The sequence below is a fragment of the Rhodococcus sp. NPDC003322 genome (assembly GCF_053589555.1).
On sequence record NZ_JBSFSC010000003.1, the window covers coordinates 144,030 to 166,000 of the forward strand.

A 21,971-nucleotide genomic window follows, 5' to 3' on the forward strand; every position below is an offset into this window, starting at 1 on the left:
CTGTCGGCGTTGCGGGGTGTCGGTGCCGGCGAGTAGGAGTGACAGCGAGGGGAGGCGGTACGAGAGGATGCTGCGATGGCCGGACAACCCCGTGAGCCGGGGCGCACCACGACCTCGCGGGTGCTCGCGATCCTCGAGGCTTTCGAGTCGCAGGTCGAACCCCTGCCGCTCACTGACATCGCCACCGCGGCGGACCTGCCGCTGAGCACGGTGCACCGGCTCGCCGGCGAACTGGAGAGCTGGGGTGCACTCCAGCGCGGCTCGGACGGGCGCTACCAGGTCGGTATCCGGCTGTGGGAAATCGCCCAGAACGCCGGCCAGGGGCTGCGTGACATCGTGCATTCGCCGCTGCAGGACCTGTTCGACCTGACTCGGGAGACGGTGCACTTCGCGGTGCGGCGCGGCACCGAGGCGATCTACGTCGACCGGATCTACGGGAGTCGGCGAATCCCGCGGATCGCGCGGGTCGGCGCACGGCTGCCGCTGCATCCGACGGCCGTCGGCAAGGTCCTGCTGGCGTACGAGGAGGACTGGTTCCGCGAGGCGTACCTCTCCCACGCGCTCGAGCGCCGGTCGCGATACACGATCACCGACGCCCGTCGCCTGGCGCGAGAGCTGGACCTCGTGCGGGAGAACGGGTACGCGCAGACCCGCGAGGAGATCGCGCTCGGGCTCTGTTCGGTGGCGGTGCCGGTGCACGCGCCCAAGGGCGACGTCGTCGCGTCCGTCGGCATGGTCCTGCCCAGCTCGCGGTACGCCGAGATCCCGCGATTCCTTCCCGCGATGCGGGGCACCGTCACCAGGCTCGAGAAGCTCTTCCGGGACCTGCCGCAGCCCGTTGAACAGGCAATTCGAAGCTTCTGGCTCGACTCTTCCGTTGAACGGAAGAAATAGCTGGGCTGCGCGCCCGTCGCACGTGAAGGTGGTCTCCATCACAAGGAGGATTCATGGAGACCAGCATCACCACCGCCGGTTGTCCCGTGGCCCATCACGGCTACGAACCGTTCGCGATGACCGACCCGTTCCCCGCCTACTCCCGTCTGCGTGCGAACGAACCGGTCATGTTCGACGAACGGATCGACTGCTGGGTGGTCAGCCGCTACGACGACGTGAAGGCCGTCTTCGACGACTGGGAGACGTTCAGCAGCGAGAACGCGCAGGCGCCGGTCCGTCGGCACGGACCCCAGGCGCGAAAGGTCATGGAGGACGGCGGATTCACCGCATACTCCGGTCTGTCGGCGCGGATTCCCCCGGAACACACCCGAATTCGGAAGGTCGTGTCGAAGGCGTTCACGCCGCGGCGGTACCGGGCCCTCGAACCGTTCATCCGCGACAACGTCGACGCCCAGTTGCGGGCGATGCTCGCGCGTCCGGACCGGCGCGGCGACCTGCTGCGCGACCTCGCCTACGAGGTGCCGACCGTGACGATCTTGACGCTGATCGGTGCGGACGCCGGCCAGGTGGACACCTTCAAGCGATGGTCCGACTCCCGCGCGGCGATGACCTGGGGCGACCTGAGTGACGAGGAGCAGATCCCGCACGCCCACAATCTCGTCGAGTACTGGCAGGAATGCCGGCGCTTGGTGGCGCAGGCCCACGCCCACGGCGGCGACAGTCTGGTCGCGGACCTGGTGCGAGCCCAGCGGGAGGGGGACCCGATCAGCGACCACGAGATCGCGTCGGTCTGCTACAGCCTGCTGTTCGCCGGTCACGAGACCACGACGACCCTGATCTCCAACACCCTGCGCCTGCTGCTCGCACACCGCGATCAGTGGGCCGCCCTCGCCGCGGACCCGCAATTGATTCCCGCGGCCGTCGACGAGGTGCTCCGGTTCAGCCCGTCCATCGTCGGGTGGCGACGGAAGGCGCTGCGGGACACCGAGGTCGGCGGAGTCGCGATCCCCGCTGGGGCCAACCTGCTGCTGCTGATGGGATCCGCGAACCGCGACGACGCCCGATTCGAGGACCCGGACGTCTTCGACATCTCGCGGGCCAATGCGCGCGAGCACGTGGCGTTCGGGTACGGCATCCACTACTGCCTGGGCAACATGCTCGCGAAGCTGCAGACCCGGATCGCGGTGGAGCGGGTGCTGGCCCTGGCTCCCGATCTGGAACTGCTCGACCCCGATGCCATCACGTTCGGAGACAACCTGTCGTTCCGGGTCCCGACCGCGGTCCCGGTGCAATGGGGCGGAGTGGACGAGGGCCCGTACATCCAGTTCTTCGACGACGACACCGCGCCGCGGCACGAACTGCTCGGTGGCAAGTGCGCGTCGCTGGTGTCGATGACGCAGGCCGGTATGCCGGTGCCGCCCGGGTTCGCGGTCACGACCGCCCTCTACGACGACTTCGTCGCCGAATCCGGTGTCGCCGAAGGAATTCGGAGGCTGCTCTCGGATATCGACCCGGACGACGTTGCGCAGGTCGACACCGTCTCCGCCCGGATTCGCGATGCGATCGTCTCCCGGCCGGTACCGGACCGACTGCGACGGCTGACGATCGAGGCGTACGAGCGCTTGCAGTCCGGTTTCGACGAGCCGGTTCCGGTGGCGGTGCGGTCCTCCGCGACCGCCGAGGACCTGCCCGACGCGAGCTTCGCCGGCCAGCAGGACACCTACCTGTGGCTGACGGACCTCGATTCGGTGACCGAGCACATCCGCCGGTGCTGGGCGTCGTTGTACACGAGCCGCGCGATCACCTACCGACTGAAGAACAACATTCCGGACGAGGGACTGTCGATGGCGGTGGCCGTCCAGAAGATGGTCAACGCAAAGGTCGCCGGTGTCGCGATGACACTCGACCCCACCAACGGTGACCGCTCGAAGATCACCATCGACGCGTCCTACGGGGTGGGGGAGATGGTCGTCTCCGGGCAGGTGACTCCGGACAACATCGTGCTCGACAAGGTGACACTGGGCCTGGTCACCGAGAAGGTGGGCGCCAAGCACGCCGAGCTGATCCCGGACGCCGAGTCCCGCAGCCTGGTCGAGCGGGAGGTGGACCCGAGCCGCCGCGCGTGCCGGTGCCTGACCGAAGACGACCTGCGCGCGGTGGCGACGATCGCCAAGCGTGCCGAGAAGCACTACGGGTGCCCGCAGGACATCGAGTGGGCACTCGACGCGGACCTGCCCGACGGGCAGAACCTGCTGCTGCTTCAGTCCCGTCCGGAGACTGTCTGGTCGTCGAAGCCCGCGACCGCCCCGACCGCCCCGACCGCCTCGCCGGTGAAGTCGCGCAGCTTCAGCGTGGCCGGCATCACGAAGTCCATGACCCGACGTCCCGTCGCCCACTGACCGACCCCGTGACCACGATGAGGAACATCCCCATGTCGCTGAAGTCCTTCCCCAGCCCCTTCACGCTCGAGACGCCGGAAGGCGCCGAGGGCTGGCAGGAGCTGTACCCATACAACCTGGTGTTCCAGGAGAGCCTGCAGGAGGCCGAGGACGAGAAGTTCTGGTTCTGCGACAGCCAGCACTGGCCGACCGTGTTCAAGCCGTTCGAGACGATCGGCGGCGAGTTCGCGGTCAAGTGCCTCGGCCAGTACAACACCCGGCACCTGCTGATCCCGAACTCGAACGGCATCGAGTTCCGGATCCACCTGGGCTACCTGTACATGTCCCCGATTCCAGCTCCCGAGAACGAGTTCGAGTCTCGGGTACCGCATTTCGAGGAGCGCGCGGCCTACTACTACCAGAACTGGGATCGCCTTCTCGAGGAGTGGCACAAGAAGGTGCGCACCACGATCGACGAGATGGCCGCGCTGACGTTCGCCAAGCTGCCGGACATGGTCTCGATCGAGGACATCACCTCGGGCAGGGCGAAGGACGGGACCGAGGTTCTGCTCGAGAACTACGACCGGCTGATCCAGCTGTGCTACCAGAACTGGCAGTACCATTTCGAGTTCCTCAACCTCGGCTACATCGCCTACCTCGACTTCTTCGGGTTCTGCAAGCAGGTGTTCCCGAACATCCCGGATCAGTCGATCGCCACGATGGTGCAGGGCGTGGACATGGAGCTGTTCCGGCCGGACGACGAACTCAAGAAGCTCGCAACCCTCGCCGTGGAACTGGGGCTGGACGCGGCCTTCGACGATCCGACCGACGCCGGCGCCACCCTCGCCGAGGTCGGCGCCGCGGAGGGAGGGGAGGGGTGGCTCGCCGCGTACCGGACCGCGCAGGATCCGTGGTTCAACTTCACCGTCGGCAACGGCTTCTACGGCCATGACAAGTACTGGATCGAACACCAGGAGATCCCGCTCCAGTACATCGCCGACTACATCCGCCGGCTGCGAAACGGCCAGGACATCATGAGGCCCGTCGCCGAGCTCGCTGCCGAGCGGGAACGGATCTCCGCCGAGTACCGCGACCTGCTGAGCGGTGAGGACCGGGACACCTTCGACGGCAAGCTGGAACTGGCTCGTACCGCCTACCCGTACGTGGAGAACCACAACTTCTACATCGAGCACTGGACGATGGGGGTGTTCTGGCGCAAGGTTCGCGAGCTGTCCCGGATGCTGCACGAGGAGGGCTTCTGGGAGCAGCCGGACGACCTGCTGTACCTGAGTCGGGGCGAGGTCCGCGAGGCGCTCTTCGACCTCGCCACCGGCTGGGGCGTCGGTGCCGCACCGATCGGTCCGAGCTACTGGCCCAAGGAGATCGAGCGTCGTCGCGGGATCATCGACGCGCTGAAGTCGCGCCGGCCCGAGCCTGCCCTGAACACCCCGCCCGAGTTCATCACCGAACCGTTCACCAGCATGCTCTACGGCATCACCACCGAGCAGGTGCAGCAGTGGCTCGCCGACGACGAGGACACCTCCGGCGGGCTGCGGGGTATGGCCGCGTCCCCGGGTGTCGTCGAGGGTGTCGCCCGGGTGGTGACGAGCGCCGACGAGCTCACCGAGGTCCAGGACGGCGAGATCCTCGTCGCCCCGATCACCGCCCCGTCCTGGGGCCCGATCTTCGGGAAGATCACGGCGACCGTCACCGACATCGGCGGCATGATGAGTCACGCCGCGATCGTGTGCCGGGAGTACGGCCTGCCCGCGGTCACCGGCACCGGGTCGGCGTCCACTCAGATCCGGACCGGTCAGCGACTACGGGTCGACGGCACCGCCGGCACCGTCACCGTGCTGGACGCGTGAGATGACGACCGCGAGAACCGTGCTGATCACCGGCGGCGCAGGCGGACTCGGGCGCGCCTTCGCGCTCGGCTTCGCCGGGCGCGGCCACCGGGTCGCTGTCGCCGACATCGACGGCGCAGGCGCGCAGGAGACCGCGCGTCTGGCCGGTGACCTCGGTGCCGAGGCAACCGCCCTCACCGTGGACGTCACCTCCGTCGACTCCACGGACGCGATGGCCGCGGCCGTCGCCGAGTTCGGTGGCGGCAGCATCGACGTGCTGGTCAACAACGCCGCGATCTACGCGGGGGTCACCCGCAGCCCCTTCGAGCAGATCGACCCCGCCGAATGGGACCGGGTGATGGCGGTCAACCTCAAGGGGCCGTGGATGTGTGCGCGGGCGTGCAGTCCGTACCTGGAGTCCGGATCCCGCGTCGTCAACGTCTCGTCGGCGACCGTCTACAGCGGGTCCGAGCAGTGGATGCACTACGTCGCCTCCAAAGGCGGAGTGGTGGCGATGACCCGGGTGATGGCCAAGGAACTCGGTCGGCGGTCCATCACCGTCAACGCCATCGCACCGGGGTTCACCCTCACCGAGGCCAGCTACGGGCTGATCGAGGGCGCCGAGAACTACGGCGTCGACCGCGGAGCGATCAAACGGGCCAGCAGACCGGAGGACATCGTGGGCGCGGCCCTGTTCCTCGCCTCCGAGGAAAGCAGCTACATCACCGGACAGACGCTCGTCGTCGACGGCGGACGCCAGTTCATCTAGGAGAGACACAGTCATGCCCAAGGTCACATACACCGACTGCGAAGGGAATTCGCGCGCGTTCGACGGGAACGTCGGCGACTCCGTGATGGAGGTTGCGATGCGTAACGGCGTCCCTGGAATCGTCGCCGAGTGCGGCGGATCGCTGTCCTGCGCGACGTGCCACGTCCTCGTGCGCGACGACGAGTTCGCGGCGCTGCCCGACATGGACGAGATGGAGGACGAGATGCTCTACGGGACCGCGGCCCCTCGTGAAGACAGCTCGAGGCTGTCCTGCCAGATCAAGCTCACCGCGGACATGGACTTGCACGTGCGAACTCCCGAAGTGCAGGTGTAGCCGTGGCCGACCACGACGGCGGTCTGCTGATCATCGGGGCGAGCCAGGCCGGGGTGCAGCTGGCCGGCTCCCTGCGTGCCCTCGGCTACGAGAAGCCGATCACGTTGCTCGGAGACGAGAACCACCGCCCGTATCAGCGGCCCGCCCTGTCCAAGGAGTTCCTGCAGGGCGAGGTCACGGCCGAGTCGCTGATCTTCCGCACCGCCCAGTACTGGGACGAGCACCGGATCCGGCTGGTCAAGGGTGAACGCATCACCGCGATCGACCGCACGAACGGCGGCGGAGGCGTCGCGCGTTCCGAGTCGGGAGCGCGGTTCGCGTTCGATCGACTCGCCCTCACTGTCGGGGCGCGGGCCCGGCGGCTCGACGTGCCCGGTGCCGATCTGGGGGGAGTGTTGTACCTGCGCAACGCCGACGACGCGCTGGCGTTGAAGGCCCGGATGCCGGACGCCACCGACGTCGTCGTGATCGGTGGCGGATTCATCGGGCTCGAGGCCGCGGCCAGCGCCCACAAGATGGGCAGGAAGGCAACGGTTCTCGAGGCCGGACCGCGGCTGATCGGCCGTGCTGTCGGGCCGGAGACCTCACGCTTCTTCCTCGAGGCGCACCGCAGTCGGGGCATCGACGTCGTCCTGAACGCCCGGATCGCCAGGATCGTCGGCAGCGAGGGAGCCGTCACCGGCGTGGAGCTGGCCGACGGCCGGGTCGTTGCCGCGCAGATCGTGCTCGTCGGCATCGGCGTCCTTCCGAACACGGAGCTGGCCGAGGCCTTGGGCCTGGAGTGCGACAACGGAATCCGCGTCGACGAGTACGCCCTGGCGTCCGACGGCGTCACCGTCGCGGTCGGCGACTGTGCGAACCTGCCCAACCCGGTCCGTGGCGCGCCGCCCGGGGACCGGATCCGCATCGAGAGCGTCAACAATGCGATCGAACAGGCCAAGGTCGCCGCCTACTCGCTCACCGGCCGCCGCGCGGAATACGCCGGGACCCCCTGGTTCTGGTCGAACCAGGGCGATCTGAAGCTGCAGATCGCCGGCTTGTCCACCGGCCACGACCGGACGGTCGTCCGACGCGACGACGAGAAGGGTCGGTTCTCGGTCCTGTACTACCGGGACGGGCAGATCACCGCCGCCGACTGCGTCAACCACCCGCTCGACTTCATGGCGGTCAAGAACGCACTCGCGAAGGGCGCGAACATCCCCGCCGGCCCGGCGGAGAACGCCGCCACACCACTGAAGTCGATCATCACCGAGGGCCCGCCCGCGGCGACAGCGGCGCCGGCGACGGCCCGGTCAGAGAGGTAACCATGCGCATCCCTACGACCCAGAGCGTCGACACGTCGCCGATCGCCGCCGCACCGGACGAACCCACCGATCTCGATCCGGTATGGAAGTCCGTCGTGCCGGAATCCCGGGCCCGCAGCAACGACATCCATCTGCCGATCTCCCTCGCCTACGCCCAGCGGTTGTGCCTGGCGTACCCGCACGCGGACTCCCTCGTCGTGCGGATCGCGATCCTCCTGCACGACACCGGCTGGGGTCGGGTCGACGAATCCCGGATCATCTCCGAAGGGTTCAGCGGCGACTGGCGCAAGGCCGCGATCCGGTACGAGCACGAACGCCAGGGCTGCATCATCGCCCGGGAGGTGCTGCCGTCGCTGGGCTACGACGACGAGTTCGTCGAGCGGGTGTGCGCGATCATCGACGGTCACGACACCCGGCCCGACGCGCACTCGCTGGAGGACGCGCTGGTGCGCGACGCGGATCGGCTCTGGCGGTTCGGCGTCACCGGAATCGCGTTGGCTTCCTCGTGGTTCGGGCTGACACCGGCCCTCTACTGCGACCGGCTCGAGATCGAGATCGTCCCGGAGCTCAAGACCGAGGCTGCCGTCGAGATCGCGGCGGCGGAGTTGGCACGCTCCCGTGCCCTGCTCAAGACCGAGGTGCTGAGGTGAGGCGATCGGCGGTCCAGCTCCCGTACACCCATGTCGACGACGTGTTCGTCGACGGCGCATGGGTACCGGCCACGAGCACCGGCCGGATCGACGTCGTGGATCCCACAACCGAGGAGACCTGGGGGTCGGTGCCCGATGCCTCCCCTGAGGACGTCGACCGCGCCGTCACGGCCGCCGACCGGGCCTTCCGCGGCGCCGGATGGTCGGATCTCTCGCCCTCGGTGCGCGCGGAGTACCTGCTGCGGCTGGCGGACGAGATCGAGAAGCGGGCAGCACCGATGTCGTGGACCAACACCCGCGAGAACGGCAGTCCGATCGCCGAGACGGCGGGGGCGGCGACGAACGCGGCGGGCATCTTCCGGTACTTCGCGTCGCTGGCGTCGTACCTCGAGTCCGAGGACGTGCGCCCCTACCCGAACCGGCCCGGCGAGACGGCGGTGTACCGCGATCCGATCGGGGTGTGTGCGCTCATCGCGCCGTGGAACTTCCCGGTCAACCTGGTCGTGGCCAAGCTGGCGCCGGCACTGATCGCGGGCTGCACCGTGGTGATCAAGCCGGCGTCGCCGACGCCGCTGTCGATCCGGTTCGTCGTCGACGCGGCACTGGCCGCGGGTCTGCCGCCGGGGGTGATCAACCTGGTGACCGGTTCCGGGAAGGTCGGCGACCGGCTGGTGCGGCACCCGCTGGTGCGGAAGGTGGCCTTCACCGGGTCGACACCCGTCGGTCGGAGGATCGCCGCCGCGTGCGGCGAACTCCTGCGCCCGGTGACCCTCGAGCTCGGTGGGAAGTCGTCGGCGATCGTGCTCCCCGATGCGGACCTGGACGCGATGTCCGAGGTGCTGATCCGGTCCTGCATGCGCAACACCGGGCAGACCTGCTACATCTCCACCCGCATCCTCGCTCCCGCGCAGCGCTACGACGAGGTGGTCGACATGGTCACCCGGACCGTCGCCGCAGGCAAGCAGGGTGACCCGTTCGACGAGGACACCGTCTTCGGTCCCGCAGCGACCCGGGCGCAGTTCGACATCGTCCTCGATCACCTCGAGTCGGCACACGAGGAAGGCGCCCGCGCCACGACCGGTGGCGCGAGGGCCGACGTCGAACGCGGCTGGTTCGTCCAGCCGACGGTGTTCGCGGACGTGACGCCCGGGATGCGGATCGCCCGTGAAGAGGTCTTCGGGCCGGTCGTCGTCGTGCTTCCGTACGACACCGTCGACGAGGCGGTGGCACTGGCCAACGACACCGAGTTCGGCCTGGGCGGACTCGTCTTCGGGCGCGACACCGACGCCGCGATGCGGGTGGCGCGACGCATGGACACCGGTTCGGTCGGCGTGAACTTCTTCGCCTCGAACCACAGCGCGCCGTTCGGTGGGCGCCACGACTCGGGGTTGGGTGTGGAGTTCGGAGTGGAGGGGCTCGGCGCCTATCTGACCCCGCAGTCCGTGCACCGGGCCGGCTGAGCATCCAGGTGTCGACTAAGGTGCCGCGGGTGAGCAGTTCGACCCGCGGCACCGAGGTGGACCGACTCGACGCGCTGCGCGGCGTGCTGGTCGGGCCGCTACCGGAGATCGGGCGCAGGTTCTCGCCGCTGGTGGCGCCGTTGGTGCCGCATTCGGCCCTGGTGATCTTCACCCGGGAGTGCACCGGCCGGCCGCGCAAGGTCGCAGGCGACCCGCGGATCGTGGACCGGGTCACCGTGGCAGAACTCGACCGGCTGCGTACCGAACTCGGTCCGGCGCAACCCGATTCGTCGATCGTCCACCGCGGAACCGCGGTGCTTGGCGGACGGGAACACCCGGTGCACGCGATCCTCGACCGCACGGACACCCTCCTGGTGGTGATCCCACGCGGTAAGGCCGAGGTCGACACCGACCTGCTCGGCGCCCTGTTCTCCGTCGTCGCCCTCGGCATCCAGTTGCAGGTGCGGCACGCCAGCCCCGCCTACCTGGCCGAGTCGCGGGCCGCGTCCGCCGAACGGGCCCGCACCGTCGCCGAACTCACTCAGGCGCACGCCGCGACACTGGAGACCATCCTCGCGACCCTGCGGTCGCCCGACCTCGACGACACCCGCGCGCGGGCGACCGCGCGGGAGTCGGCGACTTCCGCGCTGATCGGCCTCCGCACCGCCGTCGACCAGCACCGCGCGATGGCCGAAGAGGCGGTGACCACCGCGTTCGCCCGCCTGCGGGGAGAGCTCCGGGGCCTGGTGCCCGAGGGCGTCGGCGTCGAGTTCGTCGACCCGCCGGTCGGCGGACGGGGTCTGCCCGGCGAGGTCGCGCACGCGGCGCGGGCCGTGGTGCGCGGTGCGGTGCTCGGGCTGGTGGTGCAGCCCGACCTCGGTCGCGTGCGGGTGGCCTGGGACTGTGACGGCGCGAATCTGCTGATCGACGTCCGGGACGACGGCCGCGGCGCCGTCGACCTGGCCGAACTCGCCCGGCAGCTGCGCCCGCGCGTCGAAACACTCGGCGGCACATACGAATCCGAGTCGACCCCGGGGTGGGGCTCCCGACTGTCGGCTACTCTGCCGCTGGACCACGCCGAGTCGGGGGAGGGCAGTCACGCCCTGTCGGTGCTCGGTCCGCGCGAGATCGAGGTGCTCGAACACCTCGTCGCAGGCAGGCGCAACCGGGTGATCGCGGAGCGCTTGCAGGTCAGCGAGAGCACCGTGAAGTTCCACGTGGCGGCGGTGCTGCGCAAGCTCGAGGTCGGCACCCGCGGCGAAGCCGCGGCGCTGGCCGCCGACGCGGGGGTCAAGGCCGCGCCCTGAGCGCGTCCGCGGCCTGTCTCGTGATCCGGGTGTGCAGCGCGCGCACCATTTCCGTTGCCAGCACTGCGTGGCCGCTCATCGAGAAGTGGATACCGTCGGCGCTGAGGAGATTCGGGCGCAGGCGCATCGGGTGCTGCCAGAGGTCGACACAGACGGCGTCGTACCGGCCGGCCAGTTCCCGCACCGTGTCGTTGAGGACGATCATCCGCTCGCGTATCGCCTGTAGTCGCGGTCCGCGGAAGTTGTCGGCGAACGTGAGCGTGGTGATGGCGGCGCCGGTGGCCGCGACCCGATCGAAGACGGTCGTGACGTCGGCGCGCATCGCGGCGAGGTCGGCGTCCGGGGACCACAGGTCGTTCGCGCCGCAGGTGATGTGCACCAGGTCGGGTGCGAAGTCGGAGACGGGTTCGATCTGGGTGTCCAGCACCCGGGCGCTGGTGGCACCCATCCGGCCGGTGTTCAGGTAGGCGAGGTCGGGCTGGGCGGTCCGCAGCGAGTTCGCGACCCGATCCGCCCACGAGACGGTCGCGTATCCCGGGCTGGGATCGCCGATGCCCTCGGCGATCGAGTCGCCGAGGACGGCGAACCTCCGCCACGGGGCACCGGCGAGGAGTTCGCCGAGATCCTGCTGGGGAAGGCAGTACGGGTCGGTCGCCTCGGTGAGTCCGGCCGGAACGGTAAGGGTGTCGGTCATGATCATCGCTCCTGGGGTTCGCGGTGCCCGGATCGGCACTCGGAAACAAAACGTACGATCGATCGTGTAATTAAAGTACGATCGTTCGTGTGCTTTGGCAAGACCTGGAAGGATGGACACGTGAGCGACACGACCACCGACGGCAGGCTGCTCAAAGGCGCGCGGGCGCGTGCCTCCATCGCTCGGCACGCCGCCGACGTCGCATCGGTCGAGGGGTTGACCGGGCTGAGTCTCGGGCGGCTCGCCGCCGATCTCGGTCTCAGCAAGAGTGGTGTCGCGACGTTGTTCGGCACCAAGGAGAAACTGCAACTCGCGGCCGTGCAGGCGGCTCGGGAGGTGTTCGTCGAGCGCATCGTGCGCCCCGCCCTCGTGGAGGAGCCGGGACTGCCTCGGCTGAGGGCGCTGATCGAGCGGTGGTTCGAGTACGTGAGCGAACCGGTCTTCCCGGGCGGATGCTTCCGCGCGGCGACGATCGCCGAATTCGACAGCAGGCCGGGCGCCGTCCGGGACGCCCTGGCCCGCGATCGCGTGGAATGGCTCGCCCTGCTGGAAGGTGAGGTTGCATGCGCGCAGGAAGACGCGGGCCACGGCGTGCCGTCGCCGGGGGAGGTGGCGTTCGAGATCGACGCGGTTCTCGGCGCGCTGAACACCGCCCTGCGGATGGACGACGGTGAGGCGATCGAGCGGGCGCAGGCGATCCTCGGTCGGATCCTCGGGGGCCTGTAGGCGGGCCGTCTGGCATTTCGGCTAGGTGGAACCATCCTTTCGGTCAGGTCGCCGACGTGGGTGATCGGGCTACGGTCGACATGCGGGTATCGCAATGTGTGCACCCGCATGTCGACAAGGTGAGGAGACCAGGCCATGCCGCAGCAGGTACGAGGCGTGATCGCGCGCTCGAAGGGCGCACCGGTGGAGATCGTCCCGATCACGATTCCCGACCCCGGCCCGGGCGAGGTCGTGGTCGCGGTCGCCGCCTGCGGCGTCTGCCACACCGACCTGACCTACCGTGAGGGCGGGATCAACGACGAGTACCCCTTCCTGCTCGGTCACGAGGCCGCCGGTGTGGTCGAAAGTGTCGGTGAGGGAGTCGATTCCGTCGCAGTCGGTGACTTCGTCGTGCTGAACTGGCGGGCCGTCTGCGGCCAGTGTCGCGCCTGCAAGCGAGGCCGTCCGCAGTACTGCTTCGACACCTTCAACGCCACCCAGAAGATGACACTCGAGGACGGCACCGAGCTGACCCCGGCGCTCGGCATCGGCGCGTTCGCCGACAAGACCCTCGTCCACGCCGGCCAGTGCACCAAGGTCGATCCGTCCGCCGACCCGGCCGTCGTCGGCCTGCTCGGCTGCGGCGTGATGGCCGGCATGGGTGCCGCGATGAACACCGGCAACGTCGGCCGCGGCGACTCGGTCGCCGTCATCGGCTGCGGCGGTGTCGGCGATGCCGCGATCATGGGCTCGCGCCTGGCCGGCGCGGGCACGATCATCGCGATCGACCGCGACCCCAAGAAGCTCGAGTGGGCCACCGACCTCGGTGCCACCCACACCATCAACGCCACCGAGGTCGACGACGTGGTCGAGGCCGTGCAGGAGCTGACCGGCGGCTTCGGCGCCGACGTCGTCGTCGATGCCGTCGGCCGTCCCGAGACCTGGAAGCAGGCGTTCTACGCCCGCGACCTGGCCGGCACCGTCGTCCTCGTCGGTGTCCCCACCCCGGACATGACCCTCGAGATGCCGCTGGTCGACTTCTTCTCGCGCGGCGGATCGCTGAAGTCGTCCTGGTACGGCGACTGCCTGCCCGAGCGCGACTTCCCGATGCTCGTCGACCTGTACCAGCAGGGCAGGCTGCCGCTGGAGAAGTTCGTCACCGAGCGGATCGCTCTCGATCAGGTCGAGGAGGCGTTCGAGTCGATGCACCGCGGTGAGGTGCTGCGTTCGGTGGTGGTCTTGTAATGGCGAGCGAAGCGACGGGGAATCGACGCAGTGGCGCCCTGCGGGTCGACCGCGTCGTCACGTCGGGGACGTTCAGTCTCGACGGCGGCACCTGGGACGTCGACAACAACATCTGGCTGATCGGCGACGACTCCGAGGTCGTGATCGTCGACGCCGCCCACACGGCGCAGCCGATCATCGATGCAGTCGGTGGCCGGAAGGTTGTCGCGATCGTGTGCACGCACGGGCACAACGACCACGTCACCGTCGCGCCGGAGCTGTCCGAGCGGCTCGACGCGCCGATCCTGCTCAGCCCTGCCGACGACGTGCTCTGGGAGATGACCCATCCCGGCGTCGCGCACGGCACCCTCGAGGACGGGCAGCGGATCACGGTGGCGGGCACCGACATCCAGGCGATCGCCACTCCCGGACACTCCCCGGGCTCGACCTGCCTGTACTTGCCGGAGGCGGGGGAGCTGTTCACCGGCGACACCCTGTTCTCGGGCGGCCCGGGTGCGACCGGGCGGTCCTACTCGGACTTCCCGACGATCATCGGCTCGATCCGCGACAAGCTGTTCGCGCTGCCTGCCGAGACCAAGGTGCACACCGGTCACGGCGACGGCACCACGATCGGCACCGAGTCGCCGCACCTCGAGGAGTGGATCAAGCGCGGTAGCTGAGTTTCGCCGTGACGGGCCCCGTGCTGCCGGTTCCGGCGGTGCGGGGCCCGTAGGCTGCGGTGATGGCGCGAGAGTCACTGTTCGATCCGACCGACCGGAGCCTGTTCGTCGAGCAGCGGCAGCGGTTCGACTGGGCGCTGCTGCAGAACGGCTGCGTGTTCCGATACCCGACCCGCTTCGGCCTCGACAGTGCGGGCAACCGGCTCGCCGGACTCGGCTATCTCGTGCACCGGATCGACGGGAGTGCGTGGACAACGGTCGGCGACCTGCACGACGCGCTCGCGTCGGCGATGTCCTTTCCCGCCTACTACGGCCGAAACCCTGCTGCGTTCAACGATGTTCTGTACGACGTCGCCGAATTCGTCTACGGAAGCGATCCGGCGAGCACCGGAACGGTGCTCTCGATCGCGGGCTTCGACTCCCTCGTCGAACTGGATCGATGGAACGCGAACACGCTGCTGGACATCTTCGCCCGGCACGCGCGGCTCGCCGCGCTCTGCGGACATCCGATGCTGTGCCTGGTCGAGTCGACCGCCGCCGATCTGGAACGGGTCGGGAGTGAGAGTGTTCTCACGGGCCCGCTGTGGGATGTCGAGCCCGATCCGCCGGCACCCTTCCGCGACGGCGACGTCGTCGAGAACGAGCTGCAGATCTACGCGACAGAGGTCGGGGCCGTCGAGTACGTCGCCAGGTTGCGTGAGGTCCTCGCCGACACCCTCGACCCCCTCGGCCGCTGGCAGATCCTCGAACCGGTACCGGTACCCGAGCGGCTCGCGGAGTTCCACGCGGCCCATCGGCCCGAGCCGGCGCCTCCCGGCACCCGGCTGTGGGACGTGTCGGTCGGCCTCCGCGGGGAAGGGGACCACAACCTGCTCGCCGACCGGATCGTGCACGTTCTGCACGATGTGGGAATGCGCTTCGATCAGTTGATCTCCGGGTATCACGCTGCCGGGACCGAGGCGCGAGAGATCGCGATCCAGCGGTTTCCCGACCTCGCGTGAGTCAGAACGGTGGCGCATCGTCGATCGGCATGGTGACCGGCACCGTCGGTCCGCCGCGGCGGCCGATGATGCGGGCGCGCGGGCCGGTCGGGTCGGCTGTCCCGGTTGCTCCGCCGGGGAGGGTGACTGTCGTGGTGCCGAGTGTGGAGGTCCACAGCAACGCGTGTCCGGTGGTGCGGGAGTCGCCGAGGGCGACCACCCGCCACAGGCCGAGTGTCTTCAGCTGATGGTGGAATGCGCACAGGCACTGCAGGTTCGACACGATGGTCCAGCCTCCCGCGACCGGGTTCCAGGCGAGGTATTCGACGATGTGGTCGAGTTGGCACTGGGCCGCGGGACGGGTGCAGCCGGGGAACCGGCAGTGGCGGTCGCGGGCGCGGACGAGCGCGGCGGTGGCGGCGTCGGGCCGGTAGGTCAGCGCGCCGACGGGCGGCGCGATCAGCCCGCCGTGCCCGTCGCGAAGCGTTCCCCAGGCGAGCGACGGGTTTGCGCGCACGGCAGCGAGAATCGCCTCGGCCATGGTGCCGACACTCGTCGGGACCATCGGTGGGGGTGGCGGTTCCACGGAGGTGCCGCCGCGATCGGGTACCGGTCCGGCCGTGCGTCGGCTGCCGCGGGTGAGGAACGAGCGCACGCAGAACCGGGGCGGTGGAGATGCCGCGGTGTGTGGCGGTGCATGTTGAGGATTTGGAGTCGGTGAGTCGCTCGCCGTCTCGTCAACGGCGTCTTTCGTGGATGAACCGTGCGCGGTCGCGCCGTCACCATCAGAAGTCTCATGAACGCTGCCGGTAGCAGAATCCTCCATGCCGGTCGACCCCTTGTCGGCGTGCTTCTCGGTCGCTCCGTTTGTGGTTCGACGCTCGTTGTCCGCGCCGGCGGCCTCGTCCTGCACCCGGTGGGGGTGTCCATCCTCGTCGCGGTGGTTGGTCCTGTCGTCGTCCCTGTGCTCGACGAGGCCGAGTTCCTCGGCGAGTTCGAGGATTTCGGTGAGCATCGCCTGCCAGGTGCCGTTCGCCGCCAGTTGTCGGGCGAGGTCGGGATCGATGAGGCCGTGGCCGTGCAGGTAGGCGGGCTCGGACAGCAAGCCGAGTAGTGTCGGCAGGTCCACGGTGATCTGGGTGAGCGGGGCCCGCCGCCCGGGCAGCGCGTCCGTCTTCGCGGCGTCGCAGTCGTCGCGGCCGCAGGTGCACTCGAGGTACGGCTCGCGGTGCGCGAGTGCCAGCACCGAATCGACCAGCTTCTCCTGGGCGCCGCGCCGGTCGTGACGGCACACCGTCCCGGCGAACTCGGCGACCAGTTGCATGAACGCCTCACCCTCCTGCGGGGTGACGGTGATCTCGACCGTCGAACACCCGCGGCCGGACCGTTTGACGACCCGCCGAGAGAACCGCTGAACATCCTCGCGTTGCTCGGCCGCCTCGTCCGGACTGTGCGCCGCGACGAGGCGTTCGATCTCGCCGGCCAGCGGTCCCGGTGAAAGGTGCCGTGCCGCGGCCAGGATCTGCGGTTCGAGTGCCGTCACCGTCGCCGCCGACAGTCCCGCCGTCTCCCGCGAGATCGCTTGCGCCCGAGCAAGATCCAGATCCCCGGCCTCGAAGGCGGCGCGGGTGCGTGGCAGCCGCAACCGCAAGTCGATCCCGAGAGCCGCGAACGACTCGGCCACCGTCTTCGAACATCCCAGGCGCACCGCGAGTTCGGCGATCGCCGCGTTGCCGCAGTCGGTGATCTTCCCGGACCCCAGCTCGACGTCCCGTTCGATCCAGGTGTCCCACAGCGCCCCCGCCGCGAGCACCTTCCGTGCCGCCGCCCGGTTCTCGACCCGCGAGGCGTCGGCGACCGCGGCCAACAGGCGAGTGTCGGCCGTGGTCGCAGCCGCCCCACCCCCGAGCTCCACCCCCGTATCGAACATGCTTTCGATTCTACGTCGACGGGTCGACACGCATCGGGGAATCTCCAACATTCACCTGACTTCGATTCCGTCGGTTCCGGACCTGTTCGAACACCCCCTCAAGACCTGCTCGGACACTTCTCGGTGACTCGACGGGAGTTGCCGGGGAAGGCGGTAATGTTGCTGGTATGCAACAGTTTCCGGTTCGCGCTGTCGTTCTCGGCGCCGGTGGTGTCGTCGGTACTGCGTGGATGGCCGGCCTTGCCGCCGGCTTACGGTGTCTCGGTGTCGACCTGACGGAATCTGATCTGATCGTCGGAACATCGGCAGGCGCGATCGTGGCCGCTGTAATCGCCACCGGGCGGGACCCCGCCGAGTTGGCAGAGCCGCCTCGGCCGACTTCCGTCGACGTGCAGCTGCCACCGGTAGACCCCCTCGTGGTCGACAGAGTCTTCGCGGTGCTGGGGGACAGGGGGATCGAGCCCGACGTCGCGCGGGAACGTGTGGGGCGGATCGCGCTCGAGATGGGCACAGAGTATGAGCCGGTGCATGTCGAGCGGATGCAAAGGATGATCGGATCACAGCAATGGCCGGACAGGCCACTGCTGGTCGTGGCCGTCGATGCCCTGTCGGGCCGGCGCGAAGTCTTCGACAGGGACGGTGTGGCGCCCCTGGTCGACGCCGTCGTTGCGAGCCGTTCCATGCCCGGCTTCTACCCGCCGACAACCATCGGAAGGCGTCGCTTCATGGACGGCGGCATGTACTCGTCGACCAATGCAGACTTGGCCGCCGGGGCGCGGCTCCTGGTTGCCGTGCATCCTCTCGCGCATCTCCTTCCGGTGACAGAACTCGAGTCCGAACTCCAGGTGGCACAGTCCGGAGAATCGATCCTGATCTTCCCCGACGAATGGTCCGTCGCGGCTTTCGGCGGTGATCTGCACGGCCGCACGAACTGGGGGCGAGCGTTCGAGGCAGGCGCACAGCAGGCGAGAGCCGAGGCAGACCGACTCGAGAAGGCATGGGTGGCCGCGGGGCTGGGATTCGGGCAGCAGTGAACCGTCCTGACTCGGCGCCACCCCGCGTAGTGTGATTTCACGATCGCCCTCGAAGATCGAAGGAAATGCCCTCGAGCCCGTATCCCTTGGAGCGCGCAATGGCATCCTCGTACAGCTACAGACTTCTTCGGATCGCGCTCGTCGTCATCGGCGCGTTGATGATCCTTCTCTATCCGCTGGCCGTGGTGTGGCCGTCGGGGTGGGCATGGGAACCCGGTGCCCCTCACGAGTCCAACTACTTCATGATGATCGTCGGTCTGTACGTGACGCTGGGCGCCTTCCTCTGCAACGCGGCGCGACGTCCCGAGGCCAATATCAGCCTGATCTGGTTCGCTGTGTGGTCGAGCGTCGTCCACGCCGCAATCATGGCGGTGCAGTCCTTCGGCGATGGCGACCATCTGGGACACCTGTGGGGAGATGTCCCGGCGCTGCTGTTTGCGGCAATTGTGCTGGCGGTCCTCGTCCGGTCTTCCGGCCTCGGGCAACCTCCTCCCGTCCGACGTACGAACGAGGTGGCCGATGACCCGACCTGAGATCGGCGACCACCGCCTTCACGGCAGCTTGATCCGCTGCTCCCCGGTGTAGACGTTCATGGTCTCGCCGCGGAGGAACCCGACCAGTGTCAGGCCGGACTCCGCGGCGAGGTCGACCGCGAGCGACGACGGCGCCGAGACCGCGGTCAGCATCGGCACCCCCGCCACGACGGCCTTCTGCACCAGCTCGAACGAGGCCCGGCCGCTGACCGCGAGGATCGCCTCGGACAGCGGCACCCGGCCCTCGGCCAGCGCCCAGCCGAGGACCTTGTCGACGGCGTTGTGCCTGCCGACGTCCTCCCGCAACGCCAGCAACGCCCCGTCGGCGGTGAACAGTCCGGCGGCGTGCAGACCACCGGTGGAATCGAACACCCGCTGCCGGGACCGCATCGCGTCCGGCAGCGAGGCCAGCACGTCCGCCGGGACGGTCAGGGGCGAGTCGGCCAGCACGTACGGCGCCCGCACCCGCACCGCGTCGAGCGACGCCTTCCCGCACACCCCACACGCGGACGTGCTCAGGAAATTGCGCTGCGCGACAACCGGTTCCGGTACGCCGGGCGCGAGTGCGACATCGAGGACGTTGTAGGTGTTCGCGCCCTCCTCGTCGACACCGTCGCAGTAGCGGATCACCGCAACGTCCCGGGCGGAGCGGATGATCCCCTCGCCGAGCAGGAACCCGTGCACCAGGTCGATGTCGTTGCCCGGGGTGCGCATGGTGACCGCCAGCGACCGACCGGCCATCCGGATCTCCAGCGGTTCCTCGACGGCGAGGCTGTCCGGTCGGCGGACCGTGCCGGTCGGCCCGATCCGAAGTACCGACCGCCGGGCGGTGACGCGTCCCATCAGTTGCCCCCGACCGGCTCCAGGCGCACGACGACGGCCTTGGAGACCGGCGTGTTGGACTTCGCGGCAACATGATCGAGCGGGATCAACGGATTGGTCTCGGGATAGTAGGCGGCGGCGTTGCCCTTCGGGGTCGAGTACTCGACCACCCGGAAGTCGTGCACCCGCCGTTCCTCGACGGTGCCGTCGACCGCCGTCCACTCGGAGACGATGTCGACCCGGGACCCGTCGATCAGATTCAGGTCCACGAGGTCGGCCGCCGAGACGAACACGACGCGCCTGCCGCCCTTGACGCCACGGTAGCGGTCGTCGAGGCCGTAGATGGTGGTGTTGTACTGGTCGTGGCTGCGCAGTGTCTGCAGGATCAGCCGCCCGGGCGGGGTCGGCACCCACTGCAGCTCGCCGGTCACGAAGTTCGCCTTGCCGGTGTGCGTGGGGAATTCGCGGCGATCGCGCGGCGGATGCGGCAACTGGAAGCCGTCCGGCCGGCGCACCCGCTCATTGTAGTTCTCGCAGCCGGGCACCACCCGGGAGATGGCATCCCGGATCCGGTCGTAGTCGGCGGACAGGGACGCCCACGGGACGCTGTGGCCGGCGCCGAGCAACTCGAGGGCCAGGTCGCAGACGATCGCGACCTCACTGCGCAGGTGCTCGCTCACCGGCGTCAGGTTGCCGCGGGACAGGTGCACCATCGACATCGAGTCCTCTACGGAGACAACCTGTTTCCCGCTCGCCTGGATGTCCTTGTCGGTGCGGCCCAGGGTGGGCAGGATCAGCGCGGTGGTGCCGGTGACCACGTGCGAACGATTCAGCTTGGTGGAGACCTGCACCGTCAAGCGGCACCGGCGCAGCGCGTCCTCCGTCGCAGCGGTGTCCGGGGTCGCGCGGATGAAGTTGCCGCCCATCGCCACGAACACACCGGCCTTGCCGTCGCGCATGGCCCGGATCGCGTCGACGGTGTCGAGGCCGTGCTTGCGAGGACTGGTGATCCCGAACTCGCGATCGAGGGCGTCGAGGAACGAGTCCGGGGCCTTCTCCCAGATCCCCATCGTGCGGTCGCCCTGCACGTTCGAGTGACCGCGCACGGGGCAGACGCCGGCGCCGGGTTTGCCCATCATGCCGCGCATCAGCAGCAGGTTGGTGATCTCCTGGATGGTCGCCACACCGTGGGTCTGCTGCGTCAGACCCATTGCCCAGCAGGCGATCGTGCGCTGCGCGCGAATCAGGGCGTCGGCCGTCTCCCGTAGCTGGGTCATCGTCAGGCCGGTGGCCTCGAGGACGGTGTCGAGGTCGACGGTGCGGGCTGCGCGCTCGTACTCCTCGAACCCGGCACAGTGCTCGTCAACGAACGCCCGGTCCACGACGGTGCCCGGTGCGGCGTCGTCTGCCTCGAACAGCAGCCGCGCCAGCCCGCGGAACAGGGCCATGTCGCCGCCGAGCCGGATCTGTAGGAACTCGTCGGCGATGTCGACGCCGCGGCCGACCACGCCGCCGACCTTCTGCGGGTCCTTGAATCGCAGCAGGCCCGCCTCGGGCAGCGGGTTGATCGCGATGATCTTCGCGCCGTTGCCCTTCGCGGCCTCCAGGGTGGAGAGCATCCGGGGATGGTTGGTGCCGGGGTTCTGGCCCGCGATCAGGATCAGGTCGGCGAACTCGAGGTCTGGAACCGTCACCGACCCCTTGCCGATACCGATGGACTCGGACAGTGCGCTGCCCGACGACTCATGGCACATGTTCGAGCAGTCCGGCAGGTTGTTGGTGCCGTAGCTGCGGATCATCAGCTGGTACAGGAACGCGGCCTCGTTGCTGGTGCGCCCGGAGGTGTAGAAGACGGCATGGTCGGGTGTGGGAAGTGTGCGGAGTTCGCCGGCGATCAGGCGGTACGCCTCGTCCCAGCCGATCGGCGTGTAGTGCGTCGCGCCCTCGCGCAGCACCATCGGGTGAGTGAGCCGGCCCTGCTGACCGAGCCAGTAGTCCGTCCTGTCCGCGAGTTCGGCGACGGAGTGCGCCGCGAAGAACTCCGGGGTGACGGTGCGTAGCGTCGCCTCCTCGGCGACGGCCTTGGCGCCGTTCTCGCAGAACTCGGCAGGCTTGCGGTGGCCGGGGGTCTCCGGCCAGGCGCATCCGGGGCAGTCGAATCCGTGCCGCTGGTTCAGTCGGGTCAGTGTCTGCGCCGTTCGGACCGTGCCCATCTGCTCGACGGCCCGCTGCAGTGACACCGCGACGGCCTCGACGCCGGCGGCGTGGTCCTTGGGGTGGGTGACCACGAGCTGGGATTCGTCGATGTCCTGGGCGGGGCCTCTGCGCGTCATGTGTCCATACTGGCCCGGTCGGTGGTCCGCGGGAAGTCGGGGCGCCCGCCGCGGTCGATATTTCGGCTAACCTTCCCTCGCTTTTGTCGAGGG

The 21,971-nt window shown here is 68.9% G+C and carries 19 protein-coding genes and 1 pseudogene; 16 read left to right on the plus strand and 4 right to left on the minus strand.

Features of this window, described 5'->3' with window-relative positions; translation table 11 throughout:
* The first annotated feature begins 75 nt into the window (after positions 1-75).
* The 10 genes and pseudogenes from ACWDUM_RS12895 (at position 76) to ACWDUM_RS12940 (ending at position 10,943) form a co-directional block, all read left to right on the plus strand.
* Entirely contained in the window at positions 76-894 is an 819-nt protein-coding gene (locus ACWDUM_RS12895; protein ID WP_450134289.1) for an IclR family transcriptional regulator, read from the plus strand.
* 53 nt (positions 895-947) lie between these two features.
* A pseudogene (locus ACWDUM_RS12900) lies at positions 948-2,189 on the plus strand (cytochrome P450); the annotation flags it as partial.
* A gap of 6 nt (positions 2,190-2,195) precedes the next feature.
* Positions 2,196-3,293 (plus strand): PEP/pyruvate-binding domain-containing protein, encoded by a 1,098-nt coding sequence (locus tag ACWDUM_RS12905; RefSeq protein ID WP_450134729.1) that lies wholly within the window; start codon positions 2,196-2,198, stop codon positions 3,291-3,293.
* Between the two features lie 32 nt (positions 3,294-3,325).
* Positions 3,326-5,140 carry a PEP-utilizing enzyme gene (locus ACWDUM_RS12910; protein ID WP_450134290.1) on the plus strand — a complete coding sequence of 605 codons (1,815 nt, stop codon included), beginning with the start codon at positions 3,326-3,328 and terminating at the stop codon, positions 5,138-5,140.
* Between the two features lies 1 nt (position 5,141).
* Entirely contained in the window at positions 5,142-5,888 is a 747-nt protein-coding gene (locus ACWDUM_RS12915; RefSeq protein WP_450112087.1) for an SDR family NAD(P)-dependent oxidoreductase, read from the plus strand.
* Between the two features lie 13 nt (positions 5,889-5,901).
* The gene (locus tag ACWDUM_RS12920) at positions 5,902-6,222 is read left to right on the plus strand and encodes a 2Fe-2S iron-sulfur cluster-binding protein (RefSeq protein ID WP_450112088.1); all 321 of its coding nucleotides are present in this window, start codon (positions 5,902-5,904) and stop codon (positions 6,220-6,222) included.
* A gap of 2 nt (positions 6,223-6,224) precedes the next feature.
* Positions 6,225-7,526 carry an NAD(P)/FAD-dependent oxidoreductase gene (locus ACWDUM_RS12925; RefSeq protein WP_450134291.1) on the plus strand — a complete coding sequence of 434 codons (1,302 nt, stop codon included), beginning with the start codon at positions 6,225-6,227 and terminating at the stop codon, positions 7,524-7,526.
* Between the two features lie 2 nt (positions 7,527-7,528).
* A complete protein-coding gene (locus tag ACWDUM_RS12930; RefSeq protein WP_450112090.1) occupies positions 7,529-8,176 on the plus strand; it encodes an HD domain-containing protein in 648 nt (215 codons plus the stop codon).
* Complete coding sequence (locus ACWDUM_RS12935; protein ID WP_450134292.1) at positions 8,173-9,636, plus strand: aldehyde dehydrogenase family protein; 1,464 nt, start codon at positions 8,173-8,175, stop codon at positions 9,634-9,636. Before ACWDUM_RS12930 ends, ACWDUM_RS12935 begins: the two co-directional genes overlap by 4 nt.
* 29 nt (positions 9,637-9,665) lie before the next feature.
* Positions 9,666-10,943, plus strand: coding sequence for a LuxR C-terminal-related transcriptional regulator (locus ACWDUM_RS12940; protein WP_450112092.1), 1,278 nt, complete (start codon positions 9,666-9,668; stop codon positions 10,941-10,943).
* On the opposite strand, the gene ACWDUM_RS12945 is transcribed toward ACWDUM_RS12940, so the two are convergent.
* On the minus strand, positions 10,927-11,637 hold the full coding sequence (locus ACWDUM_RS12945) for an SGNH/GDSL hydrolase family protein (RefSeq protein WP_450134293.1): 711 nt from the start codon (positions 11,635-11,637) through the stop codon (positions 10,927-10,929). The two genes, ACWDUM_RS12940 and ACWDUM_RS12945, sit on opposite strands and share 17 nt — an antisense overlap.
* A 120-nt stretch (positions 11,638-11,757) precedes the next feature.
* Between ACWDUM_RS12945 and ACWDUM_RS12950 the strand changes: the two genes are divergently transcribed.
* The 4 genes from ACWDUM_RS12950 (at position 11,758) to ACWDUM_RS12965 (ending at position 15,247) form a co-directional block, all read left to right on the plus strand.
* Complete coding sequence (locus tag ACWDUM_RS12950; protein ID WP_450112094.1) at positions 11,758-12,363, plus strand: TetR/AcrR family transcriptional regulator; 606 nt, start codon at positions 11,758-11,760, stop codon at positions 12,361-12,363.
* Between the two features lie 135 nt (positions 12,364-12,498).
* The gene (locus tag ACWDUM_RS12955) at positions 12,499-13,587 is read left to right on the plus strand and encodes an S-(hydroxymethyl)mycothiol dehydrogenase (protein WP_450112095.1); all 1,089 of its coding nucleotides are present in this window, start codon (positions 12,499-12,501) and stop codon (positions 13,585-13,587) included.
* Positions 13,587-14,246, plus strand: a complete 660-nt coding sequence (locus ACWDUM_RS12960; RefSeq protein WP_450134294.1) for an MBL fold metallo-hydrolase — start codon at positions 13,587-13,589, stop codon at positions 14,244-14,246. Before ACWDUM_RS12955 ends, ACWDUM_RS12960 begins: the two co-directional genes overlap by 1 nt.
* Positions 14,247-14,308: 62 nt before the next feature.
* Complete coding sequence (locus ACWDUM_RS12965; protein ID WP_450134295.1) at positions 14,309-15,247, plus strand: barstar family protein; 939 nt, start codon at positions 14,309-14,311, stop codon at positions 15,245-15,247.
* A gap of 1 nt (position 15,248) precedes the next feature.
* Here ACWDUM_RS12965 and ACWDUM_RS12970 read toward each other — a convergent pair whose 3' ends face one another.
* On the minus strand, positions 15,249-17,156 hold the full coding sequence (locus tag ACWDUM_RS12970; protein ID WP_450134296.1) for a DUF222 domain-containing protein: 1,908 nt from the start codon (positions 17,154-17,156) through the stop codon (positions 15,249-15,251).
* 167 nt (positions 17,157-17,323) lie between these two features.
* On the opposite strand from ACWDUM_RS12970, the gene ACWDUM_RS12975 reads away from it, so the two are divergent.
* Together ACWDUM_RS12975 and ACWDUM_RS12980 are read left to right on the plus strand one after the other, a co-directional pair.
* The gene (locus ACWDUM_RS12975; protein ID WP_450134297.1) at positions 17,324-18,190 is read left to right on the plus strand and encodes a patatin-like phospholipase family protein; all 867 of its coding nucleotides are present in this window, start codon (positions 17,324-17,326) and stop codon (positions 18,188-18,190) included.
* Between the two features lie 98 nt (positions 18,191-18,288).
* Positions 18,289-18,723, plus strand: coding sequence for a DUF6632 domain-containing protein (locus ACWDUM_RS12980; protein WP_450134298.1), 435 nt, complete (start codon positions 18,289-18,291; stop codon positions 18,721-18,723).
* A gap of 18 nt (positions 18,724-18,741) precedes the next feature.
* Here the strand turns inward: ACWDUM_RS12980 and fdhD are convergent, their stop codons facing one another.
* A complete protein-coding gene (gene fdhD / locus ACWDUM_RS12985; protein ID WP_450134299.1) occupies positions 18,742-19,566 on the minus strand; it encodes a formate dehydrogenase accessory sulfurtransferase FdhD in 825 nt (274 codons plus the stop codon).
* Positions 19,566-21,878, minus strand: a complete 2,313-nt coding sequence (locus tag ACWDUM_RS12990) for an FdhF/YdeP family oxidoreductase (RefSeq protein WP_450134300.1) — start codon at positions 21,876-21,878, stop codon at positions 19,566-19,568. Before ACWDUM_RS12990 ends, fdhD begins: the two co-directional genes overlap by 1 nt.
* Positions 21,879-21,971 lie beyond the last annotated feature (93 nt).